This is a genomic window from Pseudomonas sp. AC083, assembly GCF_979253165.1.
On record NZ_CEEDDH010000002.1, the window covers coordinates 366,567 to 386,079 of the forward strand.

Genomic DNA, 19,513 nt, shown 5'->3' on the forward strand with positions numbered 1-19,513 from the left:
ATCCTAGGGCCGAGAATCAGCACAATCAAAAAATTGTCATGGATACAGCCGACATGCCGCGTTCCCGTTACAAGACCCTGGTTGATCGCTATGCGGCAGACATTCGTGGCGGACGATTGGCGCCGGGCACGCGACTGCCAACGCATCGGCAGCTGGCGAGCCAGGAAGGACTGGCGCTGGTTACCGCTTCACGGGTTTACGCCGAGCTCGAAACGATGGGCCTGGTCAGTGGTGAAGCTGGGCGCGGCACGTTTGTCCGGGAAACGTCGCTGGCGCCGGGGCAGGGCATCGATCAGAAAGACGTGGCGGTCGGCATGATCGACCTGAATTTCAACTATCCGGCGTTGCCCGGTCAGGCTGAACTGTTGCGCACGGCGTTGCGGCAACTGGCGTTGTCCGGTGATCTGGAAGCGTTGTTGCGTTATCAACCCCACGCCGGGCGTGCCCACGAACGCGCCTCGGTCGCGCAACATTTGTCGACACGCGGCGTGACCGTTGAAGCCGACCAAGTGCTGATCGTCAATGGCGCTCAGCAAGGTTTGGCGGTGACGCTGATGGCCCTGCTCAAACCCGGCGATGTGATCGCCGCCGATGCGCTGACCTATTCGGGATTCAAGGTGCTGGCCGACGCGCTGCATCTGGAAGTGCTGGCGATCCCGATGACGGAACATGGCCCGGATTTGCCGGCACTGGACAGACTCTGTCGCCAGCGTGCGGTGCGCGCCGTATACAGCATGCCGACGCTGCACAATCCGCTGGGCTGGGTCATGCCACTGGAACAGCGCGAGCAATTGGTGGCGATTGCCCGGCGGCACGATCTGACAATCATTGAAGACGCTGCCTACGCGTTTCTGGTCGAGAACCCGCCATGCCCGTTGATTGAACTGGCACCGGAACGGACGCTTTACGTATCGGGCCTGTCGAAAAACATCGCCACCGGTTTGCGGGTCGGCTTCATTGCCGCGCCGCTGCCTCAAGTGCCCGGACTGGAGCGAATCGTTCGTGCGACGACGTGGAATACCCCCGGGGTGATGACCGCCATCGCGTGTGGTTGGCTCGACGACGGCACCGTCACCGTGCTTGAGGCGCAGAAACGTCGTGATGCGATGGCGCGACAGGCCTTGGCCGCCGAGGTGCTGAAAGGGCTGCGCTACGTTGCTCATCCGGCTTCGTATTTTCTGTGGCTGCCGCTGCCCGAAGATGTGCGTGCCGATCAGATCGTGGTGGAGTTGATGCAGCAGCAGATTTCCGTCACCAGCGCCGAGCCGTTTTCGCTGTCGGCCCATACGCCCCATGCGATTCGTCTGGCTCTCGGCTCGGTGGACATGCACGTGTTGCGTCAGGCGTTGATCACCGTCAGAACGATCATCGGCGCTTATCTGTAAACTGCGCCCACGCCATGCAAAGTCAGGTTTGGACTGTTCAATGAAATTCACCACGATACTGTTTCTCGCCTTGATCTTCAGCGCCAGTGCACAGGCTGAGGGCGACCCTGAGGCCGGGGCGAAAATCTTCCCGCGCCTGTGCGGCGGTTGCCATCAGGTTGGCGAGTCGGCTCGTTCGGGGTTTGGTCCGCAGTTGAATGGCATCGTTGGCCGGGCTGCGGGGACTTCGGCCAATTATGTTTATTCCGATGCGATGAAAAACTCGGGGATTACTTGGAATCGGGCGACGTTGAAGGCGTATCTGAAGGATCCGAAAGGGGTGGTGCCGGGGACGCGGATGATTTTCTGGGGGCTGAGTGATGAGGAGAAGCTTGGGAATCTGTTGGCTTATCTGCAGATGTTCAGTGCCGAGCCCTAGTCGGGCGATGGTTTTCCGGCTAATTCAGTACATATCCATTGCTGCGGTAACGGCTGCTTAGGGTTTCGCCCTTACGGCGACTCACTTTTTTTACAAACGCCTAAAAAAAGTAAGCAAAAAAACGCTTGCTCCTACGTTCGGCCCTCGCAGGCTCGGGTTCCTTCGCTGCGGGACTGATCCGGGCGCAGCGGCTACGGTTTGCTTCGCTGCACCTCCTTCCGCTGTGTTCGACTGCGTCGAACGGTCGCTGCGCTCCCACGCCCGGATCAATCCCTCCGCTCAGCCTTCCGACGTCGCCGGTGGATCAAGATCAAAAGCACTCGAGCTAACGCTCATTGTTGAGTGGGGCGGCTTCGCTGCTTTGCTTTTCTGTGGGAGCGAGCCTGCTCGCGAAAGCGGTTCTCCGGCCGACCCAAATTTCCGCTTTTACCCCATCCCTGTGGGAGCTGGCTTGCCAGCGATGGCGGCCTGCGGGCCGACCTGTTTCTGGTTGATATACGCCGGTGTCAGTGGGCATGAAACGCAACCTGATTGCGCCCCGCAGCCTTCGCCTGATACAGCTGCTGATCGGCACGTTTGATCAGCGTCGTATGGTTGTTGTCCGCCGGATCTGCCAGGCCGAGGCCAATACTCACGGTAACGTTGCCGACGCCGGGAAACTCCGCGTCGGCTACCGCTGCGCGAATCTTTTCGGCGACGACTTCCGGGGTGTCGGGTTGCGCTACTTCCGGCAGCAGTACGGCGAACTCTTCGCCGCCGTAGCGGGCGACGAAATCGGTGCTGCGTACGCTGTTCTGGATCAAGGTCGCGAGTTGTTGCAGGACCTCGTCACCGACCGCGTGGCCGTGGCTGTCATTGATGCGTTTGAAGTGGTCGGCATCGATCAGCAGCAGGGCAAACGGGCGTCCGGTGCGTCGGGACAACAGCGAATACTCAGTGATTTTTTCGTCAAACCGGCGGCGGTTGTAAACGCCGGTCAAGCCGTCGTGTGTGGCCAGGCTCAGCAGCTCGGCGTTGGCCTCGGTGAGTGCGGCGGTGCGTTGTGCCACGGTGGCCTCCAGCGAGGCGTTGGCCTCTTGCAGTTCGCGCTCCTTGCCGAGCAGTGACTGAGTCATTGCATCGATGGATTGGCCGAGCTGGGCGATCTCCAGCACCGGATGCTGGAGCTGGAACTGCGCGCCGGACTGGTTGTTCTGCACCTGTTTGGCCGAGTGCGCGAGTTGTTCGATTGGGCGGCTCAGGTACAGCGCCAGGTAATAAGCCACCAGACCGAAAACGATGGCGGCGAAAACGCCGAGGATCAGCAATTCGTATTGCAGCATCCGCGCCGGTTGCAGCGCAGTCTCCAATGGCTGGCGAATGGCGATCGACCATGATAGCGCCGTGCCGGATGGCGTCGGCACGGTGACCATGCTGGTCAGGTAACCGTTGGCCGCCGTCCAGCCCGACAATACCGGATCGTTGGTCGTCAGCTGCTGGCCCATCAGCGCTTCGGGGTAGAGCACCTTGCCATCGTGGTCGACGATCAGCGCCTGGATATCCGGCGCCGAGTTCTTGTGGGAAAACGCCGCCGACTCGACGATGCGCGTCACCCAACTCCAGTGCGCATGTGCGCCCAGCACGCCAATCACCCGTCCTTCGACATTGTGGATTGGCGCGGCGAAATCGATGAAGCGCAGCGGCTCGCCATTGGGCAGGCCCGGCAACAACTTGGCCAGCAACACTGCTTCGTGGGGATCGCCGGTGTATTGCCGGCGCAGGCCGATCTGGAACCACGGGCGTTTCTGCACCGATTGACCGACCAGCAGATCATTGACCGCCTGGCGCACATTACCCTCGGCGTCAGTGACGCCCATCCACGCATATTCGGCGCGCGCCTGGGTGCGCAACTGCATCGACTTGAGGATGGCTGGATTGTCCAGATCGCCACGCTCCAGATGCGGCGCGCGACTGAGCAGATAGACCTCCAGTTGCCGCTCGCGCAGTTGCTCACCCAACAACGTCGCCGCCGAGCGCGCCGTGTTCAGCAACGCGTTGCCGCTGGCCTGTTTCATTTGTTCGGTGGCGATGTGACCGACATAAAAGCCGACGCTCAATAACGTCAGCAGGGACAAACCGCCGAACCACAGGGTGAGATGGCTACGCAGACTGGCTTTGAACATGGAGGCGGGTGTCTGTCTTTATTGAAGTGGCGCCATGGTATGCGACATCGCCGATGGCGGGCCAGCGAACGGGTTCAAGTAAATACAAACAAGATTGATGCCAATGAGCCATCATTTTGGTTAGAATGCGCGCCGCCCGAGAGACGGATCCCGGGCGTTCCCCCATGGAGTTTTACTGTGAAATACCTTAGCAAAGTAGTCGCCGCCGCACTGTTCGGTGTGGTTCTGGCAGGTTGCACCGGCGCCCCGATGAAAACCGCCCATTACGACAGCAACCAATACACCGTGGTTGGCCACAGCGAAGCATCGGCCACCGGCCTGCTGCTGTTTGGCATCATCCCGATCCGCCAGAACAGCCGATTTGTGCGCGCGCAAAACGCGGCCATCCAAGCCAAGGGCGGCGATGCAATGATCAACACGCAGGTTCAGGAAAACTGGTTCTGGGCCTGGGTTCTGACCGGCTACACCACCACCATCTCCGGTGACGTGGTCAAGCTGAAAACCGCGCAATAAGCGACGGCTGAATGCAAAAAGCCCGGCTGATCAGGCCGGGCTTTTTCATGGGTGTTGCGGTCATGCAGTAGATTCATGCAACGCGGCGCTCGATCAGACGATCCGAACCACCTTCGGCAACACGGCGTTCGAGCAGACGATCCGAACCACCTTCGGCAACACGGCGTTCGATCAGACGATCCGAACCGCCTTCGGCAACGCGGCGTTCGAGCAGACGATCCGAACCGCCTTCGGCAACGCGGCGTTCGAGCAAACGATCCGAACCGCCTTCGGCAACGCGGCGTTCGAGCAGACGATCTGAACCACCTTCAGCCAGACGGCTTTCGATCAACTTGTCCGAGCCGCCTTCAGCGACCGGGGTGTGAGCAGGCGTTACTGCAAAAGCGTTAACTGCGAAAACCGAGAAAGCGATGCCGAGAAGGGTTTGGCGTTTCATGATCGTGTGCTCCAGGAAGTTGTTTGTTTGTCTGGAGCCGATGTTACGCCGCGCAGTTTTTATGAGAACTTCATTGACGTGATGGTGAACATCGACGCCGATGATGTTTGCCAGGAGCGGTGATTCAGAGCGCTTTCGCCCGGATGCACAACTCGCCGCTGGCACGAATCAGCGCCAGGTCGTGCAGCGCATCGGAGGCCAGACCGTTGCGGACATCGGCCAGCCATGCTGGGCAATTCGGATCCTGGCGATACGGCGCGAAGGCGGCGTACTGCTGCAACAAGCGCTTTTGCAGTTCATCCAGGCGCGGGCGGATCTGTTTGCCCAGATCCGGACGCGGTGTGTCCGGTGCAGCACCTGCCGCTTGCCATTGCGCGAGCAGACCGTATTGCACCAGTTTGTTCGCTTCCATCTGTGCGGCGATCAGTTGCGCGACGTCGTCCGGATCGAGTTTGTGTTCGGTGGCCAGAGTTCGGGCATTGGCGATGACCTGCGCCTCACGCGGGCTGTCCTGAATAGGCTTGCCGCTGTCCCATTTGGTCAACGCAACCAGATCACCGATGCTCAGGCGTTCATTCAAAGTGGCCAGTAGCGGTTTCAACGAAGCAGGCGCCGCTGCGGGTGCGGCTGCCTGAGCGTAGGCGGCCGACAGAGCGAGGAGGGAACCAAGCAGAAAATTTGCAACGTTACGCATGAACCGAGCCTCAATAGTACGTGTCGACAGAGTCGCTGATTTACCACAGCCGCAACACTGACACAAAGCGATGCACGGCATTTACACAAATGCAAAACAGACAATCAACACCGTCTGGAAATGTTGATTGCACGCTGCACGCAACTCACCGAAGCTATCGTCAATCAGGCCTGCCGCCGTCGAGATGGACCTCCATTCAATGCAAAGCGCCACCTTCGCCAAACCGCTCTGGCAAACCTATCTGCTGTTTCTCGCGCCGATGGTGCTGTCGAACTTCCTGCAATCGATGTCCGGGACGGTCAACAGCATCTACATCGGTCAGATGCTCGGCACCCAGGCGCTGGCGGCCGTATCCGGCATGTTTCCTGTCGTGTTCTTTTTCATCGCCCTGGTCATCGGCCTTGGAGCTGGCGCAGGCGTGCTGATCGGTCAGGCGTGGGGCGCGCGCGAGACGCACATGGTCAAGGCGATTGCCGGAGCGACGCTGCTGCTGGGTGTGTTGATCGGTCTGGTCGCGGCGGTGCTGGGCACGGTGTTTGCGCGACAGGCGCTGACGGGGTTGGGCACGCCGGCGGATGTACTCGACGACGCGGTGGACTACGCCCGCGTCATGTTGTGGATTCTGCCATCGCTACTGGTATTCGTGCTGTTCACCCAATTGCTGCGTGGGGTCAGCGATACGCTGTCGCCACTGCTCGCGCTGATCGTCTCCACCGCCGTGGGGCTGGCGCTGACGCCAGCGTTGATTCGCGGCTGGCTGGGTTTGCCGCCATTGGGCATTCAGAGCGCGGCGTATGCCGGGCTGGCGGGGAATCTGTCGGCAATGGCGTGGCTGGCCTGGCGGCTGATCCGCAAGGGCCATCCGCTGGCGCCGGATCGAGAGTTCTTTGCCGCGCTGCGACTGGATCGGGTCATTCTCGGCAAGGTCCTGCGCATCGGCCTGCCCACCGGGGTACAGATGATCGTCCTGTCGTTATCGGAGCTGGTGATCCTGGCACTGGTCAACCAGCACGGCTCGCAAGCGACGGCGGCGTATGGCGCAGTCACCCAGATCGTCAACTATGTGCAGTTTCCGGCGCTGTCGATTGCAATCACCGCATCGATTCTCGGTGCCCAGGCAATCGGCGCCGGGGATCTGCAACGCATGGGGCCGATCCTGCGCACCGGGCTGTTGATCAATGTGTGCCTGACCGGTGGCCTGATTGTGCTGGGTTATCTGCTATCGCACTGGTTGCTGGGCCTGTTCCTGACCGAGGTCTCGACCCGGGCGATGGCCGAGCATCTGCTGCACATCATGCTCTGGAGCCTGTTGGTATTCGGTTTCCAGGCCATCATCGGCGGGATCATGCGTGCCAGCGGCACGGTACTGGTGCCGGTGGTCATTTCGATTATCTGTGTGGTCGGCGTGCAGTTGGCGGCGGCTTACTGGCTCGACGGGCAGTTCGGTTTGCAGGGTGTGTGGATGGCGTTCCCGGTTGCCTATTTGGGGATGCTGATTTTGCAGACCCTGTATTACAAATTGGTGTGGAAGCATCAGAAGATAGAGCGGTTGATATAGGCGCTGGCATAACAACGGGTTGTTTGCTTAAGTCAACCAAGGCCCTCGACGACGCACGCCGCCAGGAGAATGTCATGACGTTGCGATTGCTGCTGGTTGCCGCGTTTACATCGTGCGTCATGGTCGGTGCGCAGGCGGCTGAATATAACCGGGTCAACACCAGCGCCAGCCAGATCAGCTTCACCTATCAGCAGATGGGCTCGCGAATGTACGGCACCTTCGGCAAGTTCGAGGCGACGCTGGACTTCGATACCGACGACCTAGGCAAAGCCCAGACCACGCTGCATATCGATCTCGCCAGCATCGATGCCGGCAGTGAAGACGCCAATACCGAACTGGTGAAACCGGCGTGGTTCGACACCGGGAAATTCCCGCTCGCGGTGTTCAAGTCCAGCCGTTTTACTCAAGTGGACGAGCATCGTTACCAGGTCGCCGGTCAGCTCACGCTCAAGGGCATCACTCGCGAGGTCGAGGTGCCGGTGGAGTTGAAACCGGACAACGCCATCGGCATCTTCGACGGTGAGCTGGTGCTCAATCGAGAGGAGTTCGGCCTCGGCGCAGGGGAGTGGGCTGACAGCGTGGTGTCGAGGGACATCAACATCAAATTCAGGGTGGTGGCGCCACAACAGTGACGGTTCAATAGATCCGGCACGGTATGATGTCGCGGTTCGTCGACGGCTCTGATCATCGGCAACGTTTTTTATCGCCGGAGTTTGCCCATGCCACGCATCACCCACTACACCTCCCCATGCCCGGAAAGCGTCAACAGTCAGATCCTGCAAATGGTCGTCGATTACCTGACCGACATCAGTGCTGTCGGCCTCGGCCCGAGCAATCTGCTGTACAACGTTTATCAGTACGCGGTGGGTTATGAGGTGCATCTCTACCTTGAGGCGTTGAACGGCCAGAAGGGCACCGAGGTGGAATTGCTGGTGGCCACTAACGATGAAGACCCGGAGCAAGTCATCGGATTCCTCTTCTGTCTGCCGGTGCAGGGCGATTGGGAGGCGTGCAGCGTCGCGTACATGGCGGTGCGTGAAGGCCATCGGCGTCAGGGTGTGGCGCGGGCGATGCTCGCGGACATGGTCGGGCGCTATCCGCATGCGGAACTGGCCTGCAGCATTGGCAAGGTGCCGTATTTCGAGGCAATGGGTTTTGAAGTGATCGGCCAGCGCGAAACGCAGGTGCTGATGAGCACGCGGCATTACCGCAGCAACGGCCTGCGCGGGTTCATCGACACCACGCCGATCTATCGCTCGCTGGAAGTGCAGCAGATTCACACCTATCTGCTGCAGAAGAACGGCAAGCGCGCGATGCTCGATGCGGAAAAACAACGCGATCGCCATCTGGACCAGACCAGCCGCCACGTAGAAGAATTTGTCCGTCAGCGCCTGACCCTGCACTGATCGTCGGCCAATCAAAAGCCCTTGCTGCGCATCCCGCGGCAAGGGCTTTTTTGTACCTGCTTCTCAACCGAGCTTGACGTTCATGGTGATGCGCGCGGTGAAGATTTTTTTACCCTCGGAATCGTGAATGTCGACGTTGACTACCTTGTCGCCATCGCTTTGCCAATCCACACCTTCAGCGCTGGCCACGGCGGTGACGTCGGTTTTCGCCTTGGCCAGATATTCCACGGTCATGCCTTTGGGAATCCAGCGCGCGCCGGCCGGGATCGACACGTCGGTCATCATTCCGCCGGCCAGTTCTGCCGCGTTGCACATGGCGATCGCGTGCACCGTGCCGAGGTGGTTGGTGATTTCCTTGCGAAACGGCACTTGCACGGTGGCGGCATTCGGGCGCAACTCGGAAATCAGCGGATTGATGCTGCTGAAGTACGGGGCGAACTGGCAGGCCATTTTGCTGAATGCATCCGGGCCGACGCTGTTGAACATGCTGAGAGATTGACTCATGGGAAGCCTCGCTGGGTAGTTTGCAGAATTATGTTCCGTTACAGAATAATGTTCTGTAACGGAACGGTATTCTGTTCACGGTAAATCTGTCAACCTAGGCGCGATTTGTTCACGGGCACGTGACGCCTTTATCAACCTCCGTTTTTGGACCCGAGCAGCATGGACACCGCCGATCTACTGGAACGCAGCTACCCCGGCCGCCGCGCCGAACTCAAACGCGATATCTTTCGCAAGGCCCTGAGCCTGTTCAATGAACAGGGGATCGAGGCCACCACCATCGAAATGATCCGTGCCGAGTGCGACACCAGCGTCGGCGCGATCTATCACCATTTCGGCAACAAGGAAGGGCTGGTCGCAGCGCTGTTTTTCACCGCGCTGGAGGATCAGGCGCGTTTGCGTGATGCGTATCTGGACGCGGCCAATACCACTGAAGAAGGCGTGCAGGCGCTGGTCTTCAGCTATGTCGACTGGGTCGAGCAACAGCCGCAGTGGGCGCGTTTCCAGTACCACGCGCGGTTCGCCGTGACCAAAGGCCCGTTCAAGGACGAGCTGGCCGAGCGCAACAAGACGCGCAACCTGCGTCTGCGCCAATGGCTGACGCAATCGGGTCGCGCCGCCGAACTGCAGGATTTGCCTGCCGAGCTGCTGCCATCGCTGATCATTGGCCAAGCGGACAGCTACTGCCGAGCCTGGCTGGCAGGGCGAGTGAAAGGCAGCCCGAGCGCCTATCGCGAAGTGCTCGCGCAAGCGGCGTGGCGTTCGATACGCGCCGAAGGTCTCGCCGAGAACTGAAATACGCAGACAAAAAAAGAGCCTCAAAGCTCTTTGATGGGGAGGAAGTAGAGCCCGTGAGGCTCAAGAGGCGTGTGAAGCAAAGCGTGGGCTTGATTGGGGTTCAGAACACCCACGCCTACGCAGCGCCGGATCAATCCGGTCACCGCGTAACTTCATCCTAGGAGCGTGCAATGGACGACTCAAGTACCGCCAGTCGTCCTTGCACAATGCCGGTTCATGCCGGGCGCGATCCCGGCCAACCGGATTTTTTCAGCGCCGCCAGAAGCGTCTGCGCATCCAGGCCCGGCACCGAATGACCGTTGCCCTCTCTGCTGTCGCTGGCGAGCAGGGCATTGATGATCGCTTCTTCCACGGCTTCGGTCGCGGCCAGAAACAGCTCGCTGATGTGGTCGTTGTTGACCATGCGCAAACCGTCGCAGGTGGCTGCGCGTTTAGCCTCGTAAGCCGCAGGCGGGACGTGATCATTGCCGGTGGCGAAGGCAATGAAGATGTCGCCGCTGTGGTCTTCGTTACCGCCGCCGGTACGCGCCAGGCCCAGGCTGGCACGCTGTGCCAGACGCGTGCATTGATGGGGCAGCAGCGGCGCATCAGTCGCCAGGCAGACGACGATCGAGCCCATGCCCGGGTGCGGCAGCGCTGCCCGCAGGAACGGTGAATCCTTCTGTTCCATATAGCGCCCGACCGGGTAACCATCGACGCGTAATTCACTGCGAATGCCGTGGTTGGCCTGCACGATCGCGCCAACGGTCCAGCCTCCCTGGGCAGCACTCAAACGGCGCGATGCGGTGCCGATGCCACCCTTGAATTCATGGCAGATCATGCCGCTGCCACCGCCCACCGCACCTTCGACTACCGGCCCATCCACGGCGCCGTTCAGTGCCTCGGCGACATGCTCGGGCTTGACGTGAAAGCCGTTGATGTCATTGAGCAGTCCATCGAAGGTCTCCAGCACCACCGGCATATTCCAGTAAAGCCGCCCGTCATCCGGCTGTTGCTCACGGTCCAGCACAATCAGCGCATCCCGCACCACACCGAGGCTGTGGGTGTTGGTAAAGGCAATCGGACTGGTCAGCAGACCGGCCTCGCGAATCCATTCCAGGCCGGTCGCATCACCGTTGCCATTGAGTACATGCACGCCGGCAAAGCACGGTTGCTGGCTGGTCGAGCCGGGGCGCGGCTCGATCAGCGTGACGCCGGTGCAGATGTCACGGCCGCTGCTGCTGCGACCACGTGCATTGCTGTGACCGACGCGCACCCCCGGCACATCGGTAATGGCGTTGAGCGGGCCGGGTTGCATCTGGCCAATCAGGATATCGAGATCACGGGCACGCGGATTCATAACATTCAGTCTCTTCATTGAAAAGGTCGGGCGGCTTACCGCTCGGATGAGGCAGGCAGATTTCTTGCGCGGGTTACTGGCCGTTCTTGACCTTGCTCCACACCCGCGTACGCACGCGTTCGGCGGCTTTGGGCAAGGGTTCGAGGGTGTAGAGCGTGGCCATGGCGGCAGGGGACGGGTAGACCGCCGGGTTGTCGCGAGTTGCTGCTGCCACCAGCGCTGTCGCGGCGCGATTGCCATTCGGGTACGACAGGTGATCACTGACCGGCGCGATCACTTCCGGTCGCAGCAGGTAATCGATAAACGTCAGGCCTTGGGCGCGATTGGGGGCGTCCTTGAGCAGCACCAGAGTGTCGAACCACACCGGCGCGCCTTCCTTGGGCAGGCTGTAGGCGATCTTTACGCCGTTGTTGGCCTGCTCGGCGTTGGTCTTGGCTTCGAGCATCGCCCCGGACCAGCCAACCGCCACGCAGATATTGCCGTTGGACAGATCGCTGATGAACTTCGAGGAGTTGAAGTAGGCGATGTGCGGGCGCAGCCTGAGCAGCAGTGCTTCGGCTTTTTTGTAGTCTTCGGGGTTGGTGCTGTTCGGCGGCAAGCCTAGGTAATGCAGGGCGACCGGCAGCATTTCCGACGGCGAATCGAGCATCGCCACGCCGCACTCGCCCAGTTTGGCCAGATTGGCTTCGTTGAACAGCAACTCCCAGGAATCCACTGGCGCTTTGTCACCCAGCGCGGCGCGGACTTTGTCGATGTTGTAGCCGATGCCGTTGGTGCCCCACAGGTAAGGCACGGCGTACTGATTGCCCGGATCGTTGACCGCGAGTTTCTTTAGCAGATCGGGGTCGAGATTCTGCCAGCCTGGCAGTTGATCGCGAGGCAAGGGGGCGAGGGCGCCGGCCTTGATCAGGGTCGGCAGGCTGAAGTTGCTCGCCACGACAACGTCGTAGCCGCTGCGGCTGGTCATCAGTTTGCCTTCGAGCACTTCGGCGCTGTCGAAGGTGTCGTACACCGGCCGGATGCCGCTGTCGCGCTGGAAATCATGCAGGGTGTTCGGCCCGATGTAGTCGTACCAGTTGTAGACATGCACGCTCGGCACGTCTGCCGCCACGGCGGCCGAGGAGAGACAAAAACAGGCCAGCAGGCCCGGGTTGATAGATCCACGGTGACGACGCATGATGCGGCACTCCTGGCCTGTCGCAGGCCGGTGATGAACTGGAGTGGTCAGGCTAACGGGCCGGTCACACCAGCCCCATTCCCATCATGGGTTACTCGAAAGGGGTAGTGCGTGGACGCGTTGTTGCAGGAATTGCCGGTGCATCAGGGGCTGGCGCGGGTATTTACCCAGCTCGGGCAGGACGGTTTCTGGCGCGCGCTGGTCGACACCCTGCGCCTGCTGGTGCCGCTGGACAATGCCCTCGTCGCCCTGATGCAGGCCGGCCAGCCGCCGCGTTTGCTGATCGACTTCGACAGCAAGGGCTACGTGGACGACCAGCAGGAGCTGGCCGGTTATACCGCCGGCATGTACCTGCTCGATCCGTTTTATCAAGCCGCCGTCAGCGGGATCAGCGACGGCCTGCACAGCCTGGCGTCCGTTGCGCCGGATCAGTTTCTGCACAGCGAGTATTACCAGAGCTACTTTCGTGCCGTGGTTGGCGAGGATGAATTGCAGTTTCTGATCAACGTCGAAGGCGCGGTACTCGGCTTGTCGCTGGGCCGCTCGACCGCGTTTGGCATGGCCGAGCAGGGTCGGCTGTTGTGCATTCGAGATTGGGTATTGGCGGCGATGCGTCGCCACATGCAGTTGCTGCCGCCGCAAGGGCCGGTGGCTGAAGCGGTAGTGGGGGATCTGGCGACGTTGCTGGACCGTTTCGATGCCCGGCTGACCGCGCGCGAGGTCGACACGGCGCGCCTGATCCTGCAGGGCTTTTCCAGCAAGGCGATGGCCCAGCAGATGGGGATTTCGCCGGAGACCGTGAAAGTGCATCGGCGCAATCTCTATCACAAGCTCAATGTCACCGGGCATGGTGAGTTGTTTGCACTGGTGCTGCGGCCGACGTCTTTGTGACCAACGCAGAGTTTGTGTGGGAGTGAGCCTGCTCGCGAAAGCGGTGTATCAGTCAACAAAATTGTTATCTGACACTGCGCTTTCGCGAGCAGGCTCGCTCCCACAGGTGAACTTACGCTGTGTCAGTGGCTGCGCTGGAAGACCAGGGCTTTCAGGCCGCTCTCTGGATCGATATCGGGAAACTCCGGCGGATTGTCCAGCCGATGATCGAAGCGCAGGCTTGGCGCTTCCTGGGTCACGCCATCAATGAGAAAGTCGGAACCGAACGACGGGTCGTTCATGCACGCCAGCACCGTACCTTGCGCGGTGAGCAGTTCCGGCAAGCGGCGCAACACCCGTTGGTAATCCTTGGTCAGCAGAAAGCTGCCTTTCTGAAACGACGGCGGGTCGATGATCACCAGATCGTACGGGCCGCTGTTGATCACTTTGCCCCAGGACTTGAACAGGTCGTGGCCGAGAAAGCTGACCTTGCTCAGGTCGTGGCCGTTCAAACGGTGATTGTCGCGACCTCGGCTCAGCGCGGCGCGGGACATATCCAGGTTGACCACATGGCTGGCGCCGCCCTCGATTGCCGCCACGGAAAAACCGCAGGTGTAGGCGAACAGGTTCAACACCCGCTTGCCCGCCGCCTGTTCGCGCACCCAGTTGCGGCCGTAGCGCATGTCGAGAAACAGCCCGGCGTTCTGCTTGCGCCCCAGGTCGACGCGGTACTGCAAGCCACCCTCGACGATGCTCATTTCCTCGATTTCCTCACCGATCAGCCATTCGGCCGTGCTTTGCGGCAGATAACGGTGCTGGATCAGCAAAGTGTGCGCGCCGGACTGCTGCCATTCGGGCGAGGCGGCGAGTTTCAGCAGTAAATCCCGCAGATCCTGCAGTTGCTCAGGCGCCGGTTCCTTGAACAGTGACACCAGCACCACGCTCTGTAGCCAGTCCACGGTCAACTGCTCCAGCCCCGGCCAGCAGCGACCGCGCCCGTGAAACAAACGACGGGTTTCGCTGGGCACCGCCGCCAGTGCGGGCAGCAAATGAGCGTGGAGGGTAGCGAGGGCTTCAGGGTTCATGGATCAGGATCGGCCAGGCAAAGGGCCGGCATTTTAACCACAAATGAGGGGATTCGATGGGCGCTGCGCTTCGAAAAACAACACCTTGGCGAAATCTGCTGTATCAAAAGTGAATTTCTACAAGGCGCGCTGCTCATACCTGATAAGCAGCGGATTCAAACCGCTTATCAAAAATGTTATTCGGGGGAGTGCTATTCATGTGCCCTACACCTACGTCGAGCGCGCACCTTCCTGGCGGGTTGATTCTGGTTGTCGAGGACGATCCGTTGATTCTGGAGTTCCTTTGCGAAATTCTCCAGGAGGAAGGGTTCAAGGTCGAACCGCAAACCAGCGCCGACGCCGCCTCACTGTATCTGGAAAAACATGCAGCCGATGTTGCGCTGCTGCTGACCGACATCACCATGCCCGGCACGCTTAACGGCGCGGACCTGGCTAATCTGTTCGGCGATCGCTGGCCGGAAAAACCGGTGATGGTCATGTCCGGCTACGAGACGCCCGAGACCTCCGGGGTCAAGCATTCGGTGGCGTTCATCAAGAAGCCGTGGGCGATCGGTCAGTTGCTCGACTGTGTGGAAAGTGCGTTCAAATCCAAGGCCCCGCAGCTGCACTGACAAGTGCTACATTGCCGGGCCTGTCTGCCCCGGCCATCTGTCAGAGGATTTGCTCTCTTGTCTGCACAAGTATCGATTTTTGATCGCGCGTTCGGCGCGCTCCTGTTCGACATGGACGGCACCGTCCTCAACTCCATCGCCGCCGCCGAGCGCATCTGGTCAGCGTGGGCGGTGCGCCATGGCGTTGATGTCGAGACGTTCCTGCCGACCATCCATGGCGCGCGGGCGATCGACACCATCACCCGGCTGAATCTGCCGGGCGTGGATGCCGAGCAACAAGCAGCGTTCATCACCGCAGCGGAAATCAATGACGTTGAAGGCATTGTCGAGATTCCTGCGGCGGCGACATTTCTCAACGCGCTGCCGAAAAATCGTTGGGCGATGGTGACGTCGGCGCCTCGCGATCTGGCGTTGCGGCGGATGGCGGCGGCGGGGATCCCGCAGCCGGCGGTGATGATCACGGCGGAAGATGTAAAGGCTGGCAAGCCTGATCCTGCGGGTTATCTGCTGGCGGCGAAAAAGCTCGGTGTCGAGCCGGCGGATTGCCTGATTTTCGAGGACGCTGCCGTCGGCATTCAGGCTGCGGAAGCGGCGGGCGCGGCGTTGATGATTATCACCACCACGCACCAGCACCCGATCGAAACGGCGCATGCGACGTTGGCCAGTTACGATGCGATTGGCGTCAGGGTCGATGGCGATGGCTTGCTTCATCTGCTGCAAAACTGAACCGCTGCGAAAAGCGTCATCCCCGTCACCGGTCGGCAGCTCAACCATGCCGGCAATATCGCAACTACGCTGATCCATGCTTCTGAAATCGCCGCCGAGTTCGACCCCGTAACAGGCATCGACCGTCCGGCGAGATCCCTTGCCCACCGATGAGGTAAACGCATGAAGATCGATCTGAGTGGAAAACTGGCCATTGTCAGCGGCAGTACCGGCGGCATCGGTCTGGGCATCAGCCAGTCGTTGGCCGAAGCCGGGGCGACGGTGGTGGTCATCGGTCGCGACACGGCCAAGGTCGAGCAAGCGCTGGCGAGCATTCGCCAGGCCGTGCCGGAGGCGCAACTGCGCAGTCTGACCGCCGATCTGGGCACGGCCGAGGGCGCGGAAAAGCTCTTCGCCGCCGAGCCGCGCGCGGACATTCTGGTCAACAACCTCGGCATCTTCAACGACGTCGATTTCTTCGAGACACCCGACAGTGAGTGGACGCGCTTCTATGAAGTCAACGTGATTTCCGGCGTGCGCCTGGCGCGGCATTATGTGCCGCCGATGGTTGAGCAGGGTTGGGGCCGGGTGATCTTTCTGTCATCGGAATCCGGGGTGGCGACGCCGGCGGACATGCTCAATTACGGCGTGACCAAAAGCGCCAACCTCGCGGTGTCCCACGGCCTGGCCAAACGTCTGGCTGGCACCGGGGTCACGGTCAATGCGATCCTGCCGGGGCCGACTTTCACCGATGGCCTGCAGGACATGCTCCGAGACGCGGCCGCCGAATCCGGGCGCAATCTGCGCGACGAAGCCGACGCCTTTGTGCGCAAGGCCCGTCCGACCTCGATCATCCAGCGTGTGGCGGATGTTGCGGAAGTGGCGCATCTGGTCACGTACATTGCTTCACCGCTGTCCTCGGCCACCACGGGCGCCGCGTTGCGCGTCGATGGCGGTGTGGTCGACAGCCTGACTATCTGAATTTTCCGAAAGAGAGGTTTTATGCCAACAGCATCCGCAACTATCGACATCCCGGCCTCGGCCGATCAGGTCTGGCAATTGATCGGCGGCTTCAACACGCTGCCGGACTGGCTGCCGTTGATTACCCACAGTGAACTGAGCGAAGGCGGGCGGGTGCGCACGCTGAAAACGGGCGATGGCGGGGTTGTCGTCGAACGTCTGCAGACCTTCGATAACGCCGCCCGAACGTACAGCTATTCGATCGAACAGGCACCGTTCCCGGCCAGCGATTACCTGGCGACGATCAAGGTTGAAGCCCAGGGCGAAGGCGCGCGGGTGACGTGGTCGGGGCGCTTCAACGCGGTCGGCGTGAGCGATGAAGAAGTGGTGGCGTTGTTCAACGGCATCTACCAAGGCGGTCTCGAAGCCTTGCGGGCGAATTACCCAACCTGAGACGCAGATCGTTCCCACGCTCTGCGTGGGAATGCAGCCCGGTACGCTCTGCGTCCCATTTCGAAAGCCGGAACGCGGAGCGTCCCTTGAGGCATTCCCACGCGGAGCGTGGGAACGATCGGCGCGAGACGTCAGGCCTGACTGATCAAACTCTGCCGACAATCCAGCACCAGTTTCGCCCCGCCCAGATCACTGCTGCCGACTTCAAGACTGAAGCCGTGCAAGCTGACAATCGCCGCGACAATCGACAGCCCCAGACCGAATCCACTCTGCGGCTGGCCACCCTCGGTGCGATAAAACCGCTGGAACACCGCCTCACGTTCCGCCTCGGGAATCCCCGGGCCTGAATCGTGCACCTCGATCCGCGTCTGGCCACCTGCATTGACCCCACGCAACATCACCGTGCCGCCGGGCGGGGTGAATTTGATCGAGTTGCTCAGCAGGTTCGCCAACGCTTCGAACAGCAACGCGCGGTCGCCATTGAGCGGCGGCAGCGTCTCCGGCATGTTCAACTGAAAGCGCAGATCGCCTTCCTCGGCCAGCGGCAGATAGAACTCGTGTAACTCCTCCAGCAAACGCACCGGATCAAGTTCTACGAAACCTGAACGGCGCTGGCGATCTTCCAGTTCGGAAATCCGCAGCAGTCCGCGAAACCGCGCCATCAGCGTGTCCGCCTCAGCCAGTACCAGATCCAGTTGCGCCGCTTCTTGCGAACCTTCACCAGCCTGTTGCTGCATGCGATACAACTGCGCGCGCAAACGGGTCAGCGGTGTGCGCAAGTCGTGGGCGATGTTGTCGCAGACGCCTTTGACCTCGTTCATCAAGCGCTCGATGCGCTCAAGCATGGCGTTGACGATGGCGGCGAGCATGTCCAGTTCATCGCGGCGATTGGACAGCGGCAAGCGGTGCGTCAGGTCGCCGGCAACGATGGCCTGGGCGCTGTTCTGGATCGCGCGAATGCGCTGCAACGGTCGACGCCGCAGCAGATGCCAACCGGCGACCCCGGGAATAATCGTCAACGACACGCCCCAGAACAGCGCGTGCAAAATGATCCGCGTCACCGCAAACAGCGAGCCGTTGTCACGCAGCAGCACCAGCCAGCGCCCGTCGCGAGTCTGGGTGGCCACGGCATCGCAGCTGTCGCTCGGCAGGGTCGGATCGTCGGAATCGGCGCACTCGGCGAGCATATGGATCTTACCGTCGAGCGGCAGTCCTTCGGGAATTTGCTGAAGTGCGCCGCCCAGGTAAACGCCGTCAGCGCTGAACAGACCATAGGCGTCGATACCACGAATATCGAAGGTCATGCTGGCCGCGAGCGCGTCTTCGAGTTGCTCGCCGCGAAAATGCGAGAACAGATGCTGGCGTTGCATCAACGAATGTTTGGCGAGTTTGTCGAGGTAGCCGGATACCTCGTAGTACATGACCCCCATGAGGATCGCGCTCCAGGCCACGAACAGCGAACTGTACAGCGCCAGCAAGCGGCTGCTGGACGAGCGCCAGCCGTCAGACGGGTTCGGCAATGACATAGCCGGAGCCCCGTACCGTGCGGATCAGCGGAACGTTGCCGGCTGCGTCGATCTTCTTGCGCAGACGGCCGATGTGTACGTCGATCAGGTTGGTGCCCGGGTCGAAGTGATAACCCCAGACCTCTTCGAAAATCATCATCCGCGAGAGAATCTGGCCGCTGTTGCGCATCAGAAACTCGAGCAGTTTGTATTCAGTCGGCAGCAACGTCAGCACCTGCTCGGCACGGCGGGCCTCGTGGCTGATCAGGTCCAGTTCCAGATCAGCGACCTTCAACGTCGTCGCCTGAGTGGCGACGCTGTTTTGCCGGCGCAGCAACACTTCGACCCGCGCGGCCATTTCATCGGTGGCGAACGGCTTGGTCAGGTAGTCATCGCCACCAGCGCGCAAACCGCGCACGCGCTCATCGACATCGGAGAGGGCGCTGATCATCAGAATTGGCGTCGCCACGCCCATGGTGCGCAGGGTGGTGACGATGGCCAGACCATCCAGCTCGGGCAGCATGCGGTCGAGGGTGATCAGGTCGTAGTTGCCGCTGACGGCACGGTCGAGGCCCTCGCGGCCATTGTCGACCCAGTCGACATCCAGCCCGTGGCTGCTCAGTTCGGCAACGATTTCCCGCGCGGTCACGGCGTCGTCTTCGATGGTCAAGATACGAGTCATAGGCAGGCCTGCTGATCGGTTCAAACGGAATGGCAGCATTTTGCCAAGAATTTACCGTGACGCTTTAAATTAACTTTCATCTTCGTCGCGACGGTGAAGCGGAACTGATCGGATTTGCCAGTCAGTCATCAATGCAGAAAACCCGCAGGCGCTGACCGTTTATTGCAAATTGCACGGATCAGCGAAGTTCAAACTTTATAACCTCTTGAAAATAAACAGGTTATTTACTTTCTGTAACTGGCACGGTCACTGCAA

The 19,513-nt window shown here is 60.7% G+C and carries 21 protein-coding genes; 12 read left to right on the forward strand and 9 right to left on the reverse strand.

Going from position 1 to position 19,513, the window contains the following annotated elements; all coding sequences use genetic code 11:
* Window positions 1-53 precede the first annotated feature (53 nt).
* Window positions 54-1,385 carry an aminotransferase-like domain-containing protein gene (locus AC0IXA_RS04765; protein ID WP_471811967.1) on the forward strand — a complete coding sequence of 444 codons (1,332 nt, stop codon included), beginning with the start codon at window positions 54-56 and terminating at the stop codon, window positions 1,383-1,385.
* Between the two features lie 40 nt (window positions 1,386-1,425).
* On the forward strand, window positions 1,426-1,803 hold the full coding sequence (locus AC0IXA_RS04770; protein WP_471811969.1) for a c-type cytochrome: 378 nt from the start codon (window positions 1,426-1,428) through the stop codon (window positions 1,801-1,803).
* A gap of 506 nt (window positions 1,804-2,309) precedes the next feature.
* Here the strand turns inward: AC0IXA_RS04770 and AC0IXA_RS04775 are convergent.
* Entirely contained in the window at window positions 2,310-3,965 is a 1,656-nt protein-coding gene (locus AC0IXA_RS04775) for a sensor domain-containing diguanylate cyclase (protein WP_341637174.1), read from the reverse strand.
* Window positions 3,966-4,142: 177 nt separating this feature from the next.
* Between AC0IXA_RS04775 and AC0IXA_RS04780 the strand changes: the two genes are divergently transcribed.
* Entirely contained in the window at window positions 4,143-4,478 is a 336-nt protein-coding gene (locus tag AC0IXA_RS04780) for a hypothetical protein (RefSeq protein WP_024013386.1), read from the forward strand.
* Between the two features lie 73 nt (window positions 4,479-4,551).
* On the opposite strand, the gene AC0IXA_RS04785 is transcribed toward AC0IXA_RS04780, so the two are convergent.
* Window positions 4,552-4,914, reverse strand: coding sequence for a hypothetical protein (locus tag AC0IXA_RS04785; RefSeq protein ID WP_471811971.1), 363 nt, complete (start codon window positions 4,912-4,914; stop codon window positions 4,552-4,554).
* A gap of 124 nt (window positions 4,915-5,038) precedes the next feature.
* Window positions 5,039-5,608, reverse strand: a complete 570-nt coding sequence (locus AC0IXA_RS04790; protein ID WP_341637176.1) for a chorismate mutase — start codon at window positions 5,606-5,608, stop codon at window positions 5,039-5,041.
* A gap of 199 nt (window positions 5,609-5,807) precedes the next feature.
* On the opposite strand from AC0IXA_RS04790, the gene AC0IXA_RS04795 reads away from it, so the two are divergent.
* The 3 genes from AC0IXA_RS04795 to AC0IXA_RS04805 all read left to right on the forward strand — a co-directional run bounded on the left by AC0IXA_RS04795 (window position 5,808) and on the right by AC0IXA_RS04805 (window position 8,572).
* A complete protein-coding gene (locus AC0IXA_RS04795) occupies window positions 5,808-7,166 on the forward strand; it encodes an MATE family efflux transporter (protein WP_471811973.1) in 1,359 nt (452 codons plus the stop codon).
* Window positions 7,167-7,240: 74 nt separating this feature from the next.
* On the forward strand, window positions 7,241-7,798 hold the full coding sequence (locus tag AC0IXA_RS04800; RefSeq protein WP_073471273.1) for a YceI family protein: 558 nt from the start codon (window positions 7,241-7,243) through the stop codon (window positions 7,796-7,798).
* A gap of 87 nt (window positions 7,799-7,885) precedes the next feature.
* Window positions 7,886-8,572 (forward strand): GNAT family N-acetyltransferase, encoded by a 687-nt coding sequence (locus tag AC0IXA_RS04805; RefSeq protein ID WP_471811975.1) that lies wholly within the window; start codon window positions 7,886-7,888, stop codon window positions 8,570-8,572.
* A 63-nt stretch (window positions 8,573-8,635) separates the two neighbouring features.
* Here the strand turns inward: AC0IXA_RS04805 and AC0IXA_RS04810 are convergent, their stop codons facing one another.
* Window positions 8,636-9,076, reverse strand: coding sequence for a hotdog fold domain-containing protein (locus tag AC0IXA_RS04810; protein ID WP_471811977.1), 441 nt, complete (start codon window positions 9,074-9,076; stop codon window positions 8,636-8,638).
* 159 nt (window positions 9,077-9,235) lie between these two features.
* Here AC0IXA_RS04810 and AC0IXA_RS04815 point away from each other — a divergent pair, with 159 nt between their 5' ends.
* Window positions 9,236-9,868, forward strand: coding sequence for a TetR/AcrR family transcriptional regulator (locus AC0IXA_RS04815; RefSeq protein ID WP_024013378.1), 633 nt, complete (start codon window positions 9,236-9,238; stop codon window positions 9,866-9,868).
* 217 nt (window positions 9,869-10,085) lie between these two features.
* On the opposite strand, the gene AC0IXA_RS04820 is transcribed toward AC0IXA_RS04815, so the two are convergent.
* Window positions 10,086-11,210: a DmpA family aminopeptidase gene (locus AC0IXA_RS04820; protein ID WP_471811979.1), complete on the reverse strand. Its 1,125-nt coding sequence runs from the start codon at window positions 11,208-11,210 to the stop codon at window positions 10,086-10,088.
* Between the two features lie 73 nt (window positions 11,211-11,283).
* Window positions 11,284-12,387, reverse strand: a complete 1,104-nt coding sequence (locus AC0IXA_RS04825) for a polyamine ABC transporter substrate-binding protein (RefSeq protein WP_471811981.1) — start codon at window positions 12,385-12,387, stop codon at window positions 11,284-11,286.
* A 111-nt stretch (window positions 12,388-12,498) separates the two neighbouring features.
* Between AC0IXA_RS04825 and AC0IXA_RS04830 the strand changes: the two genes are divergently transcribed.
* Window positions 12,499-13,278 (forward strand): helix-turn-helix transcriptional regulator, encoded by a 780-nt coding sequence (locus AC0IXA_RS04830; protein ID WP_471811983.1) that lies wholly within the window; start codon window positions 12,499-12,501, stop codon window positions 13,276-13,278.
* Between the two features lie 122 nt (window positions 13,279-13,400).
* Here AC0IXA_RS04830 and AC0IXA_RS04835 read toward each other — a convergent pair whose 3' ends face one another.
* On the reverse strand, window positions 13,401-14,342 hold the full coding sequence (locus AC0IXA_RS04835; protein WP_341637183.1) for a class I SAM-dependent methyltransferase: 942 nt from the start codon (window positions 14,340-14,342) through the stop codon (window positions 13,401-13,403).
* 197 nt (window positions 14,343-14,539) lie between these two features.
* On the opposite strand from AC0IXA_RS04835, the gene AC0IXA_RS04840 reads away from it, so the two are divergent.
* From AC0IXA_RS04840 to AC0IXA_RS04855, 4 genes are all read left to right on the forward strand, one after another.
* A complete protein-coding gene (locus tag AC0IXA_RS04840; protein WP_016775233.1) occupies window positions 14,540-14,953 on the forward strand; it encodes a response regulator in 414 nt (137 codons plus the stop codon).
* A gap of 57 nt (window positions 14,954-15,010) precedes the next feature.
* The gene (locus AC0IXA_RS04845) at window positions 15,011-15,679 is read left to right on the forward strand and encodes an HAD-IA family hydrolase (protein WP_341637184.1); all 669 of its coding nucleotides are present in this window, start codon (window positions 15,011-15,013) and stop codon (window positions 15,677-15,679) included.
* A gap of 162 nt (window positions 15,680-15,841) precedes the next feature.
* Window positions 15,842-16,639 carry an SDR family NAD(P)-dependent oxidoreductase gene (locus tag AC0IXA_RS04850; protein ID WP_341637185.1) on the forward strand — a complete coding sequence of 266 codons (798 nt, stop codon included), beginning with the start codon at window positions 15,842-15,844 and terminating at the stop codon, window positions 16,637-16,639.
* A 21-nt stretch (window positions 16,640-16,660) separates the two neighbouring features.
* The gene (locus AC0IXA_RS04855) at window positions 16,661-17,071 is read left to right on the forward strand and encodes an SRPBCC family protein (protein ID WP_341637186.1); all 411 of its coding nucleotides are present in this window, start codon (window positions 16,661-16,663) and stop codon (window positions 17,069-17,071) included.
* 131 nt (window positions 17,072-17,202) lie between these two features.
* On the opposite strand, the gene AC0IXA_RS04860 is transcribed toward AC0IXA_RS04855, so the two are convergent.
* Both AC0IXA_RS04860 and AC0IXA_RS04865 read right to left on the reverse strand, forming a co-directional pair.
* Window positions 17,203-18,597 (reverse strand): sensor histidine kinase, encoded by a 1,395-nt coding sequence (locus tag AC0IXA_RS04860; RefSeq protein ID WP_041477024.1) that lies wholly within the window; start codon window positions 18,595-18,597, stop codon window positions 17,203-17,205.
* Complete coding sequence (locus tag AC0IXA_RS04865; protein WP_056788996.1) at window positions 18,575-19,258, reverse strand: response regulator transcription factor; 684 nt, start codon at window positions 19,256-19,258, stop codon at window positions 18,575-18,577. The genes AC0IXA_RS04860 and AC0IXA_RS04865 overlap by 23 nt, the downstream gene beginning before the upstream one ends.
* Between the last annotated feature and the right edge of the window lie 255 nt (window positions 19,259-19,513).